General features: G+C 59.0%; 15 protein-coding genes. 6 read left to right on the top strand and 9 right to left on the bottom strand.

Annotation, left to right across the window (positions count from 1 at the left end; genetic code table 11):
- Positions 1–1,513, bottom strand: a 1,513-nt coding sequence (gene ligA, locus WBP53_RS03675; RefSeq protein ID WP_423926048.1) for an NAD-dependent DNA ligase LigA, incomplete at its 3' end; no start/stop codon positions are given.
- Between the two features lie 145 nt (positions 1,514–1,658).
- Here ligA and WBP53_RS03670 point away from each other — a divergent pair.
- The 5 genes from WBP53_RS03670 (at position 1,659) to WBP53_RS03650 (ending at position 6,627) form a co-directional block, all read left to right on the top strand.
- Complete coding sequence (locus tag WBP53_RS03670; protein WP_423926046.1) at positions 1,659–2,501, top strand: hypothetical protein; 843 nt, start codon at positions 1,659–1,661, stop codon at positions 2,499–2,501.
- Between the two features lie 166 nt (positions 2,502–2,667).
- Positions 2,668–3,219, top strand: coding sequence for an RNA polymerase sigma factor (locus tag WBP53_RS03665; protein WP_423926044.1), 552 nt, complete (start codon positions 2,668–2,670; stop codon positions 3,217–3,219).
- Positions 3,216–4,142 carry a hypothetical protein gene (locus tag WBP53_RS03660; RefSeq protein WP_423926042.1) on the top strand — a complete coding sequence of 309 codons (927 nt, stop codon included), beginning with the start codon at positions 3,216–3,218 and terminating at the stop codon, positions 4,140–4,142. The genes WBP53_RS03665 and WBP53_RS03660 overlap by 4 nt, the downstream gene beginning before the upstream one ends.
- The gene (locus tag WBP53_RS03655; protein WP_423926040.1) at positions 4,139–4,735 is read left to right on the top strand and encodes an IMPACT family protein; all 597 of its coding nucleotides are present in this window, start codon (positions 4,139–4,141) and stop codon (positions 4,733–4,735) included. Before WBP53_RS03660 ends, WBP53_RS03655 begins: the two co-directional genes overlap by 4 nt.
- Before the next feature lie 128 nt (positions 4,736–4,863).
- Positions 4,864–6,627, top strand: a complete 1,764-nt coding sequence (locus WBP53_RS03650) for an ABC transporter transmembrane domain-containing protein (protein ID WP_423926038.1) — start codon at positions 4,864–4,866, stop codon at positions 6,625–6,627.
- Positions 6,628–6,637: 10 nt separating this feature from the next.
- Here WBP53_RS03650 and WBP53_RS03645 read toward each other — a convergent pair whose 3' ends face one another.
- The 4 genes from WBP53_RS03645 to rlmD form a co-directional block, all read right to left on the bottom strand.
- Entirely contained in the window at positions 6,638–7,390 is a 753-nt protein-coding gene (locus WBP53_RS03645) for an S-methyl-5'-thioinosine phosphorylase (RefSeq protein WP_423926036.1), read from the bottom strand.
- On the bottom strand, positions 7,387–7,926 hold the full coding sequence (locus WBP53_RS03640) for a hypoxanthine-guanine phosphoribosyltransferase (RefSeq protein WP_423926034.1): 540 nt from the start codon (positions 7,924–7,926) through the stop codon (positions 7,387–7,389). Before WBP53_RS03640 ends, WBP53_RS03645 begins: the two co-directional genes overlap by 4 nt.
- On the bottom strand, positions 7,923–8,942 hold the full coding sequence (nagZ, locus tag WBP53_RS03635) for a beta-N-acetylhexosaminidase (RefSeq protein ID WP_423926032.1): 1,020 nt from the start codon (positions 8,940–8,942) through the stop codon (positions 7,923–7,925). Before nagZ ends, WBP53_RS03640 begins: the two co-directional genes overlap by 4 nt.
- Before the next feature lie 100 nt (positions 8,943–9,042).
- Positions 9,043–10,338, bottom strand: a complete 1,296-nt coding sequence (rlmD, locus tag WBP53_RS03630; RefSeq protein WP_423926030.1) for a 23S rRNA (uracil(1939)-C(5))-methyltransferase RlmD — start codon at positions 10,336–10,338, stop codon at positions 9,043–9,045.
- Positions 10,339–10,502: 164 nt separating this feature from the next.
- On the opposite strand from rlmD, the gene WBP53_RS03625 reads away from it, so the two are divergent.
- Entirely contained in the window at positions 10,503–11,198 is a 696-nt protein-coding gene (locus tag WBP53_RS03625; protein WP_423926028.1) for a response regulator, read from the top strand.
- A 30-nt stretch (positions 11,199–11,228) separates the two neighbouring features.
- Here WBP53_RS03625 and recO read toward each other — a convergent pair whose 3' ends face one another.
- The 4 genes from recO to WBP53_RS03605 all read right to left on the bottom strand — a co-directional run.
- Entirely contained in the window at positions 11,229–11,936 is a 708-nt protein-coding gene (gene recO / locus WBP53_RS03620) for a DNA repair protein RecO (RefSeq protein ID WP_423926026.1), read from the bottom strand.
- A 100-nt stretch (positions 11,937–12,036) separates the two neighbouring features.
- Positions 12,037–12,942, bottom strand: coding sequence for a GTPase Era (gene era, locus WBP53_RS03615; protein WP_423926024.1), 906 nt, complete (start codon positions 12,940–12,942; stop codon positions 12,037–12,039).
- On the bottom strand, positions 12,939–13,631 hold the full coding sequence (gene rnc / locus WBP53_RS03610) for a ribonuclease III (RefSeq protein WP_423926022.1): 693 nt from the start codon (positions 13,629–13,631) through the stop codon (positions 12,939–12,941). The genes era and rnc overlap by 4 nt, the downstream gene beginning before the upstream one ends.
- On the bottom strand, positions 13,624–13,944 hold a 321-nt coding region (locus WBP53_RS03605), incomplete at its 5' end, for a DUF4845 domain-containing protein (protein ID WP_423926020.1). The genes WBP53_RS03605 and rnc, both read right to left, overlap by 8 nt.

The raw sequence follows: 13,944 nt of genomic DNA, 5'->3' as shown, positions 1-13,944 counted from the left end.
CGGTATCCGGTGTTGTGCCATCGCGTTCGTCGGCACGACGTTTCATCTCGACAAAATCGTCCAGTCGAAGCTTGTATAAGTCGGCGACCGAAATGACGAAGCCGAGATCGCAAAGATCCTCGATCAGGCGTGAGCCGAGACCCTCGATATCCATCGCACGACGCGCGGCGAAATGAATGATGGCTTCCTTGCGCTGGGCCGGACAAATAAGTTCCCCCGAGCAACGCCATACAACCTGGCCCTCTTCGCGCACCAGCTCGGACTGGCAGATCGGGCAATGGCCTGGCATCTGCCATGGCACGGTATCGGCCGGCCGTTGCTCTTCGATCACGCGCACAACCTCGGGAATCACATCACCCGCACGGCGCACGATGACCATGTCGCCGACGCGCACGTCGAGGCGCTCTATCTGATCGGCATTGTGCAAAGTGGCATTGGTGACGACAACACCAGCTACCTGCACCGGTTCAAGTCGTGCAATGGGGGTCGCTGCACCAGTTCGGCCGATATTGATGTCGATCGCGAGGACTCGGGTGCTTTGCTCCTGGGCCGGAAACTTGTGCGCGATTGCCCAGCGCGGCGTGCGTCCGACGAAACCGAGTTCACGTTGCGCGTCAAGATCATCAACCTTGTATACGACGCCATCGATATCGAACGGCAACGCATCACGTTGTTCACCGATGCGACGATAGTAGTCGAGGCAACCCTTGGCTCCACGCGCAGTCTCGACCAACGAGCTCACCGGGATTCCCCATTCGCGAAATTTATTCATCAGCGCGGAATGGGTTCTTGGCAGTGCGGATTCTTCGACCGCGCCGGGGGCATAGGCGTAAAATGCCAACGGCCGTGATGCGGTAATCGAGGAATCGAGCTGACGCAAGGAACCGGCCGCACCATTGCGTGGATTGGCAAGCACCTTGCCGCCGTGTTCACGGGCGCGGGCGTTGTAGCGCTCGAATTCCGCACGCGGCATGTAGACTTCACCACGCACCTCAAGCACGGCTGGCCAGCCTTCACCGCGCAAACGCAGAGGAATTGCCTTGATGGTGCGCAGATTGACCGTGACGTCCTCACCGGTTTCACCATCGCCGCGGGTGGCTCCCTGCACGAAGATGCCATTCTCGTAGCGCAGACTGATCGCGAGCCCATCGAACTTGGGCTCCACGGAAAACAGTGGATCCTCCGTCTCCAGGCGCTGCTCCACCCGGCGCACGAAATCCTCGATTTCTTCGCCGCTGAAAGCGTTGGCCAGGGAGAGCATGCGCAACTCATGGCGGACCTCGGCGAATTCGCGCGACGGCGCAGCACCAACGCGCCGGCTCGGTGAATCGGCCAAGGCGAGTTCGGGATGCTCGGCTTCGATAGTCTCGAGCTCGCGCATCAACTTGTCATAGTCCGCATCCGGAATCTGTGCATCATCAAGCACGTGATAGCGGTAATTGGCGTCCTCGAGCAGCTGGCGCAGTTCGACGGCGCGGATTGCCGGGTTGGAGTGCGATGTCGTCTTGTTCATCGAAAATTCGGGTGTTGTTGTCGACCGATGGTCAGGAACGAGAAGCATGGCCGTGCTGCACACCGCTCGTGCGAGAAGTTTACCGGCTTGCCGCCAGCCGTGGTGCAGGTGCAGGATGTGGAAATACGACCGGGAGTGATCGAACATGGCAAAGAAGAACTGGGCTGCTTTCCCGCACAAGAACAAGGCCCATGATTTCGCGGGCGACAAGCTGGAAAAGAATTGGGCGAAACTTCACGCCGGTGACCTGGAACCCTACCCCGATGAAAAACACGTGGCCGGACTGCTCAAGGCGAACCCGAAACTGGGCAAGGACCCGGCAGGGATAGCAGCCCAACTGCAGGATGCCTGGCGGGACTTTCATCGCGGTGATTTCCAGCAGGCTTACGAGGCCGGCACCGCACTCAAGGCCATCGGCGCCTCGGTGGCGATAAAGGCTGCGGGCATCCATGCGACCTACCTGGTCGAAGACGATGACGCGCGAACGACGCGCTATGAGGATCTCGTGCGCATGTCCGACGAAGCGCTGGTCGCCCTGCCCGACCTGGCCAACAGCCACTATAGAAGAGCCTATGCCATGGGACGACTGAGCCAGTCGATCTCGATTGCCAAGGCCCTGGCCCAGGGACTTGCGGGCAAGGTGCGTGAGTCCCTTGATGCCACGTTAAAGATGGCGCCCAAACACGCCGAAGCCATGACGGCATTGGGGCTCTACCATGCCGAGATCGTCGACAAGGTCGGAGGCATGCTGGCGAAACTGACCTATGGCGCAAACGCCGCAGATGCGGAAAAGCACTTGAAAGGAGCCCTCAAGCTGACCCCTGCCTCGCCGATCGCCTGGATCGAGTATGGCAACGGACTCTTGCTCCTGCATGGAGACAAGCGCGAAGACGATGTTGCCGAAGCATTCGACAAGGCCGCCAAGCTGAAGCCACTTGATGCAATGGAAGCGCTGGATGCCAATTGGGCACGCGAGCAGATCGAGTAGGTCGAGCGCCCAACTTCGGGACTGGCCATGCCGGATATCGGATGGATGAGGCGGGAATTCATGCCACGCCTCAGCGGAGGCCATAAACCCCGAAACACGTGTCGGTACGTTGAACAACGCAACTATGCTGATGACGACCCCCATGGATTGCCTTAACCTCGCAGCCATGGGGACTGAACGAACGGACGAAGAATTGATGCTCGCTTATGCCGGGGGTGACCTGCAGGCCTTCGAAAGGCTCTATGAGCGGCACCGCGGCACGCTGTACCGGTTCCTGCTGCGCTCCCTGCGCCAACGAGCCGATGCCGACGAACTGTTCCAGGAAACCTGGAGCCGGGCGGTGGCTGCGCGTGAGCGCTACCGGGTCGAGGCGAAATTCACTACCTGGCTATTGCAGATCGCGCACAATCTGCTCATCGACCGCTTTCGGCGAACACGTCCGCAAGCATCGGCGGAAGAGACCGAAGTCGTGTTCAATCGCCTGGATGCGCCCGACGAGGAGCAGCCCGATCGCGTCCTGAGTGAATTCGAGCAGCGTCGACGACTGCAGCTTGCACTTGAGGAGCTACCTGAAGAACAGCGTGTAACCTTCTTGTTGCGTATGGAAAATGGTCTTGGGCTGGAGGAAATATCAGCGGTAACCGGGGTTGGCAGGGAAACGGTAAAATCACGGCTTCGCTATGCTCTGGCGCGTGTCCGGGCGAGGTTTGAAACATGACCAGGCGATTGCCCCCTGAGCAGGACCTCGAACGTCTGTTCGACGAAGATGCCGGAGAATTCGGCGCAATCTATGGTCGCCTTTCACGCCCGGAACCTCCCCGTCGACTGGATCGCGCCATTCTGGCGACTGCGGCGAGGGCGGTTCGTGGTGAACATGCGCCGCGAGCGCAGCGTTGGGCGCTGGCCATGGGGTCGGTCACCGGAGTCGTGCTGGCGGCTGGTATTGCCTGGCAGGTTGGCAAGCAGATGCAATCTCGCGAAAGCGTGCCGGATGGTTCGCAGAGGACACAGGACACCCGTATCGTGCCCGTAGAGGCCATAACAGAGCCTCGACCTCGCAGCAAGATAAAGAGCGACCTGATCATGCGCGACTCCGAAGCCCCGTCGGAGTCCAGGCAGTTGCTTGAATCACAACTTGGACAGTCCAGCCAAGCGGACGCATCATCGGCAACCCCCGAAGTTGCCGCTCCAACGGCGCCCTCCATTCCAGCCGCTCCCGGGATGCGCAGCTCTCTGCGCAAGTCAGTTGTGCCGCAGGATTCCGCAGCCGTACCACAGAGAACGGAAGCCGAGACTTTTCCGGCGCAATCAGGCAATGCAGTGGATGAATCAGAGCTTCTGCAAGAGACCTCTTCGGAAAATGCAGAGGACCTTGGACCACGAGCCGCAGGAAACGCGGTAATAGCGGAGTCGCGAAAATCTGCGTTGAAGCGCCAGCCTGCCGCTCCTGCTGCAGCTCCATCTCACCCCGAAAGCTCATTGAGTCGCAACATGCAATTGCCGCCACAGGCCTGGCTCGAAGAAATAGGGCAATTGATGGATGGCGGTCGACGCGACGACGCCGTGGAGAATCTGCGCGCGTTTCGTACCCTGTATCCCGATTGGCCACTATCGGAATCCTTGCTTCAACTGGATCCGTGACAACCTTGCATGCCCTTGTTGCGGAAGCTCGATTGGAGCAGGAGATCAGGAAAAGCCGTTTCCTCGCGTTGGCGATACCGGTTGATGATCCGGCAAAAGCGTTGGCTGCCATCGCTGAATCGAGTGACCCTTTGGCGACGCATAATTGTTGGGCTTATCGCATCGGGCAAGCCTATCGCTTTTCCGATGACGGGGAGCCGGGCGGCACGGCAGGTCGTCCCATCCTGCAGGCAATCGAAGGTCAGGGCTTCGACCAGGTCGCTGTCGTGGTCACGCGCTGGTATGGAGGCATCAAGCTGGGAGCCGGTGGGCTCGCAAGGGCCTACGGAGGCTGTGCAGCGGAATGTCTGCGCCAGGCGCCGCGCAGCGAGATCGTCGACACCGTTGTAGGAAGACTCAAGCTGGAGTTCAGCCTCCTACCCATCCTGAACGCAAGGCTGCAAGATTTTGGCGCGGATAAGACCGATGAAGCGTTTGATGTCGATGGAGTTCTGCTCGAGCTGCGAATGCCGACAGCACAAGCGTCGAAATTCGGCAATTTCGTGCAGGATCTGAGCAGGGGCAAGGCTGTCCTGACCGTCGATGAAAGCTGAGTTGGTGTCGATGCAACAGGTGCCCAACAGCTAGTCGACGGCTTTCGCATCGCGATGAATCGCTGGTCGAACCTTGAAATTGAGGCCAGGCAGTCCCATTCGATTGCGAACCCCAGTGAATCATCCCCATGCCCAATGCTGAAGATCCGGCTCCGAGAAAGCTTGGTGCCTACCGTCGACTGATCCCCTATATTCGTGAACAGAGACTGCTGATTTTCGGCTGGTTGTTCTTTCTGGCGATCTCCTCTGCTGCCACACTGACCTTGCCGGCAGCAGCGCGCTTCATGATTGATCGCGGCTTCGGGCAGACCGACCCTGCCCTTCTCAACGCGGGATTCATCGGCCTGTTCGGTGTTGCGGTGATCATGGCGATTGCCGGTGCTTCCAGATATTTTTGCGTGACCCTGCTCGGAGAAAGGGTCGCAGCAAGCTTGCGAACGCGCCTGTACTCGCACCTGCTGACCCTGGACCAGGCCTTCTTCGAACGTACGCGTTCCGGCGAGCTGGTATCCCGACTTGCCGCGGATACCGAGCTGGTTCAAACCGTGGTCGGGTCGACCCTGTCACTGTCGTTGCGCAGTGTAGTCATGTTGATCGGGTCGACAACCATGCTGATCGTGACCAGCCCAGGCCTTGCCGGGCTTACCGCGCTGGTCATCCCGGCGGTGATCCTCCCCATCGTATTCCTTGGGCGCCGGGTCGAGAAACTCTCGCGCGAGAGCCAGGATCGCATCGCCGACTCGTCCGCGATCGCGTCAGAGTCGCTCAATGCCATACACACCGTGCAGGCCTATGCGCGAGAGCCGCGCGAGCGCGATCGCTATACCAAAGCGGTTCTGCTGGCCCTGGCCACGGCGCGCAAACGCATCGGAACAACAGCCGTGCTGACTGCGCTGGTTATTCTGCTCAGTTTTGGTGCAATCACGCTCGTTCTATGGGCAGGTGCGCACCAGGTCATTGATGGCGAAATGAACGCTGGTGTACTTGCCCAGTTCGTCCTGTATGCGGTCGTTGCCGCGGGATCGGTCGGTGGGCTGACCGAAGTATGGGGCGAGCTGCTGAGATGCGCAGGAGCGCTTGGGAGGATCAGCGAACTGCTGGATACCGAAGCAGGCATCCGTTCGCCGGAACGCGTCGAACTGCTTGGTCAACCTGTCCGTGGCGCACTGCGTTTCGAACATGTCGAATTCCGCTATCCGTCGCGGCCGGACAAGCCAGCTATCTCAGATCTTTCCTTGAGCATAGAGCCAGGCCAGACAGTAGCTCTGGTGGGACCGTCTGGCGCAGGCAAGACCACGCTGTTCCAGCTTCTACAAAGATTCCATGACCCCCAGGGTGGGCGCATCACGATTGATGGGCAAGATCTGAAATCCCTTGATCTGGCCGAATTGCGCAGTTGTTTCGCCCTTGTGCCGCAGGATCCGGTTCTGTTCGGCGCGAGCGCGGCCGACAACATCCGTTTCGGCCGAATTGACGCCGATGACGACGCCATCGAAGCCGCGGCCAGGGCTGCGGAATCCCACGAATTCCTGAGTGCGCTGCCCGAAGGCTATCAAACCTATCTTGGCGAACGCGGCGTGCGTTTGTCGGGAGGCCAACAGCAACGGGTTGCCATAGCCCGGGCACTTCTGCTGGATGCGCCCATCCTGCTACTGGATGAAGCCACTTCCAGCCTGGACGCGCAGTCCGAGCAACTCGTCCAGCATGCCCTCGAGCGACTGATGAACAAGCGCACTACCCTGGTCATCGCACACCGCCTCGCCACGGTACAGAAGGCGGATCGCATTATCGTGCTCGATGGAGGTCGCATGATTGCCCAGGGGACCCATGCGGAACTCCTGAGCGAAGGTGGCCTGTACGCGGATCTGGCCCGACTGCAGTTTGCTGCCTGAACAGCTTTGGCTAAGCAAGCAAGGCTTCGAGAATGGCCGGTATCTGCGCGGTCGCCTGCTCGAGATTGGCGAAGATTTCCTCGAGGCTGATTTCCGATTCATCACCGCATCCCGCCGCCCAATTCGCGACCAGTGAAAGACACGCGTAGTCGAGATCCAGTTCACGGGCCAGAGCTGCCTCAGGCATGCCTGTCATACCGACCAGATCGCACCCGTCCCGCTTCATCCGGGTGATCTCGGCGCGAGTCTCAAGGCGTGGGCCTTGGGTAGCTCCGTAGCAACCTCCGTCAACCACATCGACCTTTGCGCTACGGCAGGCGTCGAGCAGATCGTTTCGCATCGAAGCCGAATATGGCTCGCTGAAATCGATGTGGCGGACAGCAACGTCGCCTCCGTCACAGAAGCTTGTGATGCGACCGTGCGTGTAGTCGATGATCTGGTCAGGCACGACCAGTACTCGTGGGCCCATGTCATCGCGGATTCCGCCAACGGCATTGATACCGATGACCCGGTTTGCACCCAGTTCCTTCAATGCATGCAGGTTGGCGCGGTAATTGATCTGATGTGGAGCGATGGAATGCTTGTTGCCATGGCGCGCAAGGAAGGCAAGCCGACGCCCATGAAGCTGGCCCGTGACGACCAAATCGGACGGCTTTCCCCATGGGGTATCCATGCGCTGTTCGGAAATATCGTCAAGACCAGCGAGTTGATACAGGCCGGTACCGCCGATCAGCGCAAGAACTGGAGGATCGCCGGCATTCAAAGCGCGTAGATCCCGGGCAGGTTGCGCCCCTGTTCGTAGTAGTCCATGCCGTAGCCGAAGACATAGCGGTCAGGGACTTCCACTCCGACGAAATCCCCAGCCAATCCGGGCACGGTGCGGCCATGGCGTTTTTCGCAGAGCACAGCCAGCAGAACTTTTGCCGCGCCTTCCGCATAACACCATTCACGAATGGCGTTCAATGTGTGGCCTTCGTCGAGTATGTCATCGACGAGTAGCACCGTCCGTCCAGCGAGGGATAAGTCGGGGCGACGTTTCCACTTCAGTTCTCCACCGGTCGTGGTGCCACGAAATCGCGTTGCATGGACGTAATCGAACTCCAGCAAGGCATCGATTTCCGTGGCGAGTTGTCCGGCGAAAATGAGCCCACCCTGCATGATGCTCAGGTAGATCGCCGAACTGCCGGTCAGCGTCTTGCCAATTTCCTGGCCCATCCTGGCGATTGCCGAACGCAAGGCATCATGATCATGAATGAGATCAGCCTTTTCCAGGGCTTCGGCGAGTTCTGGGCGGCTCATTTCTTCCCCGGATCCGGCATGAATTCAGTCAGTCGATCAATTATCTGGTCCCGTTTTGGATTGTCGACGAGGGCTTCCCAGGTTGGCGCCACGGCACCGCGCAGGCTCTCGACACGTGCAGAGGGACAAACCGGAAGATGCGCGCTCGATGTCACCGCTTCCTCGACGATGGCCGGACTGCACGCGAGGACAAGATCACAGCCTGCGTTGAGATGGGCTTCGATGCGTGCCGGAATACCACCAATGGATTCCGCTGCCGCCATGCCGATGTCATCGCCAATGACGATGCCACCAAACTTGATTTCCTTGCGCAGGATATCTCCGATCCAGGTTCTCGAATAACCCGCTGCGAACACATCGATTTCAGGATAAGTCACATGCGCCAGCATGATCGCCTCGGCTCCGGCTGCGATGCCATCGACAAAGGGCACCAGATCGGCGGCGCGCAGGTCGTCCAGCGAACGCGAATCATCAGCCACGTCGAAATGGGTGTCTGCGATGACCGAGCCATGACCTGGGAAATGTTTCAGGGTAACGGCCATGCCAGCCAGATGCATGCCGCGAGCATACGCTTGCACAAGGTCGGAAGTTATGGCCGGATCGGCATGGAACGCGCGTTCACCAATGGCGATGTTTCCGCGCCCAAGGTCGGCCACCGGGGCGAAGCTGAGGTCCACGTCGATGGCGCGCATTTCACTGGCCATCAACCAGGCGTGCTCTTCGGCGAGTGCGAGCGCCCGCTTGGAATCCGTCTCGTATAGCTCACCGAGTTTTGCGAGTGCCGGCAACCGTGTGAATCCATCGCGAAAACGCTGGACTGGCCCGCCCTCCTGGTCCACGCAGATCAGGAACGGATCGTCTGGTCGTTCCATGCGAATATCGTCGATCAGCGAGGTGATCTGGTCACGACTGGAGAAATTCCGACTGAACAGGATGACTCCACTGACGTGTTTCGCCGAAAGCCAGACTCGATCTTCGTCACTCAGTGTCTTGTGGGGAATGCCGATGATCAACATCTGTCATCTGCCTCGCGTATAGGGGTCAACATGGATGGGAGTGGATCCTGGATCTGCCTGCGCCATGGACTGGCTTCTGGCATCACATCCTACCGGTCGATCAGCGCTCGAACAATGCGATTGATTCAACATGTGCGGTATGCGGGAACATGTCCATGACACCGGCTCGAACGAGCTGAAAGCCGTGCCTGTTGACCAGGGTGCCCGCGTCGCGGGCCAGCGAGGCGGGATGGCACGAAACATACACAATCCGGTCGGTTCCCTTTCGCGGAAGGTACTCGAGTACTTCTGCCGCTCCCGAGCGAGGCGGGTCGAGCAATAGCTTGTCATACCGTGCCATGGCCCAGGGAACATTGGTCTGGTTCTGTGACAGATCCGCAGCGTGGAACGTCGCATTTTCGATTCCGTTGTGCCGGGCATTTTCCGCCGCCCGCGAAACCAGGGCCTGATCCCCTTCCACCCCGGTGATGCCTGCAACGTGCCGGGCCACCGGCAAGGTGAAGTTCCCGAGCCCGCAATACAGATCCAGCACCTTGTCAGTCGAATTCAGCTCGAGCAGGTCGATCGCGCGGGCAATCATGCGCTGGTTCATGCCAGCGTTGACCTGGATGAAGTCGAGTGGCTGGAAGACCAGGTTGACGTCGGAAGCGTGCACGCTGAAGCTCAGCATCGTCTTTTCTGGCCACAGCGCATGAACACTGTCAGGCCCTTTCGGTTGCAGGAAGATTGCAAGATCGTGCTGGCGGCCAAATGCAATGAGTTTGTCCAGATCATCCTGCACAAGCGGCACGAGATTGCGGAATACCAGTGCGACAACATCATCGCCGGCCGCAATCTCGATCTGGGGAATCTCCCGTCGAGCATGCATGGAACCGATCATGTCTGACAGGTCCGCAATGCGCTGACCGACTTCCGGCATGAGCGTATGGCAGACCGAAAGATCGGCCACGAACCTGGGATTGTCTTCGCGAAATCCAACCAGCGCCTTGCCTTTCTTCTCGACCCATTTGACCGACAGTCTGCCCTTGCGCCTGTATCCCCAGGCTTGATCGGTCAGCGCAGCCAGCCAGTGATCGGGGCGAACCTTCCCGATACGTGAAAAGTTGTCGGCGAGGACCTTTTCTTTCGCCTGTATCTGCTTCTCGGCAGACAGGTGTTGCATCGCGCAGCCTCCACAGCCGCCGAAATGCGGACAGCGGGCATCTATGCGATCTGCCGAACGGGTCAGCAATTCCTCGACCTTGGCTTCGTCGTAGCTGCGGTGCCGTGCGGTATATCGAACCAAGGCGCGTTCGCCCGGCAAGCCCCCAGCCACGAAAACCGCTTTACCGTCGACGCGTGCCACACCTCGACCATCGTGGTTGAGCGTTTCTATTTCGACTTCGATGAATTGCATGGGGGATTGGGGTTTCCTGATTGCCTTGAGGTATTTCGCGACCGCGCATGTTAGCAGCGATCCAAGCCGCCCCGGACCCGGAATGGCCGCGGAAACGCAGAGCCATGTTGACCCGAGGACGGATTCGATTGATCCTTCGACCGTTGTGACAGGGAGTTCTTCACATGGCCCGGGTTCTGGTTGCAGATGACAATGAGCTGAGTCTCGAATTTTTCGTCGAATCGATCGCGCCGCTTGGACATGTTGTGGACAAGGCGGTGGACGGCCTGCAAGCATGCCAACTGGCATTGATGCATGGCTACGATTTGATGCTCATCGATTCACTCATGCCGCAGAGGAATGGGGTGGATACGCTGCATGCCATTCGTGGGGGAATTGGACCCTCGTGTGTTTCGACGGCCATAGCAACCTCGGCCGATGCAGGCATTGATCGGGAGTCGCTGAAAGAAGCAGGTTTCTCCGCGGTCATCATCAAGCCTTGCCGGATAGAAGACCTGCGCAAGGTGCTCGAATCCCACCTGCCGGGAGAGGCCAGTAGCAAGCAGCAACTTGACGACGGTTCCGCCCTGGAAAAGATCGGTGGCGATCACGCCATCCTGGCCAAGTTGCGCAACCTGCTTGCGCTTGAACTTGATGCCCTGCCTGCGGAAATCAGTGCCTGCGCGGTGAACAGGAATTGGCCAGCCTTGCTTGACCGACTGCACATGCTTGATGCGTCCGCGGGTTTTTGCGGAGCAAGTCAGCTAGCCAGTGCGGCACAGCGTCTGCGTCGAGACATTCAGGCTAATAGCGCTTGGCCCGCCCGCTCAATCGGCGAGTTCCTGCGCGCATGTGCCGAAACGCGTGTACTGCTTGGATGATTGCATGCCGTCAATGCGGCTACATGAAGTTCAGCCAGCACTGCGCATTCGCATGTCCCATGCATTGAGACTGCCGCCATTGAGCTGGTGTTGAAGCAAGGCGCGCATCAGTATCCGCAGTTCACGCTCGTGGGCCGGCTCGGGGCGTTCGTCCTGATGCAGTGCCAGCAATGCCGCGCCGCTGACGCGCAATACCCCGGGACTCGACCTTGATCGCTGCGGACCGGAATCGATCAGATAGCTGTATTGCCTGTTGCCTTCCAGTGCAGAGCCGTCGTCAATGTCCCGGTCGAGGACCAGGCCGTAGCCAAGCGCAATCATCAGGTCCCGCTCGAAGCGACGCAAGGTCCAGCCTTCGGGCTCTCCGTGGGCGAGTCGATGCAGGCAGGTGCAGTAGTGTTCGAACAGTTCGGGTTGCGGATCGCTTCGGGCGCACAACCGCAGAACGAGTTCATTCAAGTACATGCCGGAGTACAGTCGTTCGCCGACAATGGGAATCGGTGGCGCGGTCGCTTCGGCATGGGTCATGGTGAAGAGCTCACCATTGCCCAGCCAGCTGAGGCACAGCGCTTGCAGAGGTTGCAGCAATCCGCGCGGAATCCGTGATTTCTCCCTGCGGACACCACGGGCAACCAGGCCGACCCTGCCAAATTCAGGAGTCAGGCACTCAAGCAGCAACGAGGTCTCGCGATAGGCCCGAGCGTGCAAAACAAATCCTGGCTGGGCATCAACGCGCACGTCGATCGCAACTCTGGATACTGGCGCATACCGAAAAACGTCGCGCTTGCATGGGGCGGTTGAAACTCAGCTCCGGCACGATTGGACTTGGCAACAGGTTTCAGCTGGTATAGCCGAACTGCTTGAGAGATGCATCGTCGTCCGACCAGTTTTCACGTACCTTGACCCATAGTTCGAGGAAAACCTTGTTGCCGAACAGTTTCTCCATGCGCCGGCGGGCCTGACTGCCGATGGCCTTGAGCTGGGCGCCTCCAGCACCAATGACGATTGCCTTCTGCCCTTCCCGTTCGACCCAGATTGCCGCAGCGATTCGGGACAGCTTTCCGACCTGCTCGAAGTGTTCGATTTCGACGGTAGTCGCATAAGGGAGCTCCTCCGAAAGGCGCAGCATGAGCTGCTCACGGATCATCTCGGCAGCGAGGAAACGCTCGCTGCGGTCGGTCAAGTCGTCCTCTGCATACTGTGCCGGTGCTTCCGGGAGAAGTTTTACCAAATCCGAGAGCAGTGCCTTGAGCCCCTTTCCATGCGTGGCGCGCAGGTAGTGAACCCCGGCATATTTTCGAGTTTCGGTGATTCTTGCGACGAACGGCAGGAGATCTGCCTTGTCGCTGACGCGATCGATCTTGTTGACAGCCAACAGGCACGGAGCTTCTTGCCTCGAGACCAGATTCCACACTTGTTCGTCCTCATCCGTCCAGCGGGGCGCTGCGATGACATGGACTATGGCGTCTGCTTCTTCCGGAACCTGCCGGGCGACACGGTTGAGCTGGCGATTCATTGCCCGCTTGCCACCGAGATGCAGTCCGGGTGTATCGAGGAATGCAATCTGGGACTGTTCGTGCGTGGCAATGCCAAGAATCCGGTGCCGCGTGGTCTGGGGCTTTGGTGAAACGATGCTGAGCTCTGCACCTATCAATGCGTTCAGCAACGTTGACTTGCCGACGTTGGGGCGTCCGACGAGGGCGACCTGGCCAAAGCGGAATGGTGGTGTTGGATCAGTCGTCATGCCTTGCTCTTCTTCTTGCCTGCCGCGATGACCGCTGTGGCCTCGACGAGGATGGAGTCTGCTGCGGATTGCTCTGCCGCACGGCGGCTCGAACCACTACCCGCTGCGCTGAGATTCAGCGAATTGATGGTGCATTCCACTTCAAATTCCTTGTCGTGATCATCGCCACGGGTGTTGATCAACTCGTAAGCAGGCAAGGCTAGCGCGTTGGCCTGCAACAATTCCTGCAAAGTGGTCTTTGCATCCTTGGAAATCTTCACGTCGGCAGTTTCAAGCCGACTGGAAAACAGGCTCCGCACATGATCACGACATGCGACCCAGCCGCCATCGAGATAGATGGCTGCGATCAATGCTTCGAACGAATCGGCAAGGATCGAATCACGACGGAATCCACCGGTCTTGAGCTCGCCAGGACCCAACTTGAGGAGATCGCCGATCTCCCCCTCGCGGGCGAGCTCTGCAAGCGCGTTGCCATTGACCAGAGCAGCCCGAAGGCGCGTCATTTCTCCCTCGCTTGCTTTTGGAAACCGTTCATAGATGGTCTCCGCAATGATCAGGTTGAGCAATGCGTCGCCAAGGAATTCCAGACGTTCGTTGTTGCGTCGTCCCGCGCTGCGGTGGGTCAGAGCTTGTTCGAGCAGCAGCGAATCCGCGAAGTTGTAACCTAGTGCGGAAGAATCGCTAGCCATTGCCGGACAAGCTGACGGTCTTGTCGAAGGTGGCCAGCAACTCGATGTTATGGATGAATGGAACACGGCGCTCGTACCTGATGCGCAAGGTCGAAGCATTGCCTTCGCGCTTTACCTGGATAGCTTCCGGTGTAATTGCGTCGTACTCCACATACTGGGTATTGAATTTTAGCGACAAGTTCCTTCGAACTTCTTCGGGAGAGAGATTTCGAGCGTTGGGCTCATCCTTCAACTGCTCCATGGCCCGGACCACACCCATGTACTCCACATACATGGGGATCAGCCGCATGGCGAGGTAACCGAAGAATCCCAC

Origin of the sequence: Dokdonella sp. (assembly GCF_049593775.1) — a bacterium.
In the GTDB taxonomy this organism is placed as follows: Bacteria; Pseudomonadota; Gammaproteobacteria; order Xanthomonadales; family Rhodanobacteraceae; genus Dokdonella.
Note: the sequence above shows the minus strand (reverse complement) of the source record. Positions and strands in the feature narration are given on the sequence as shown.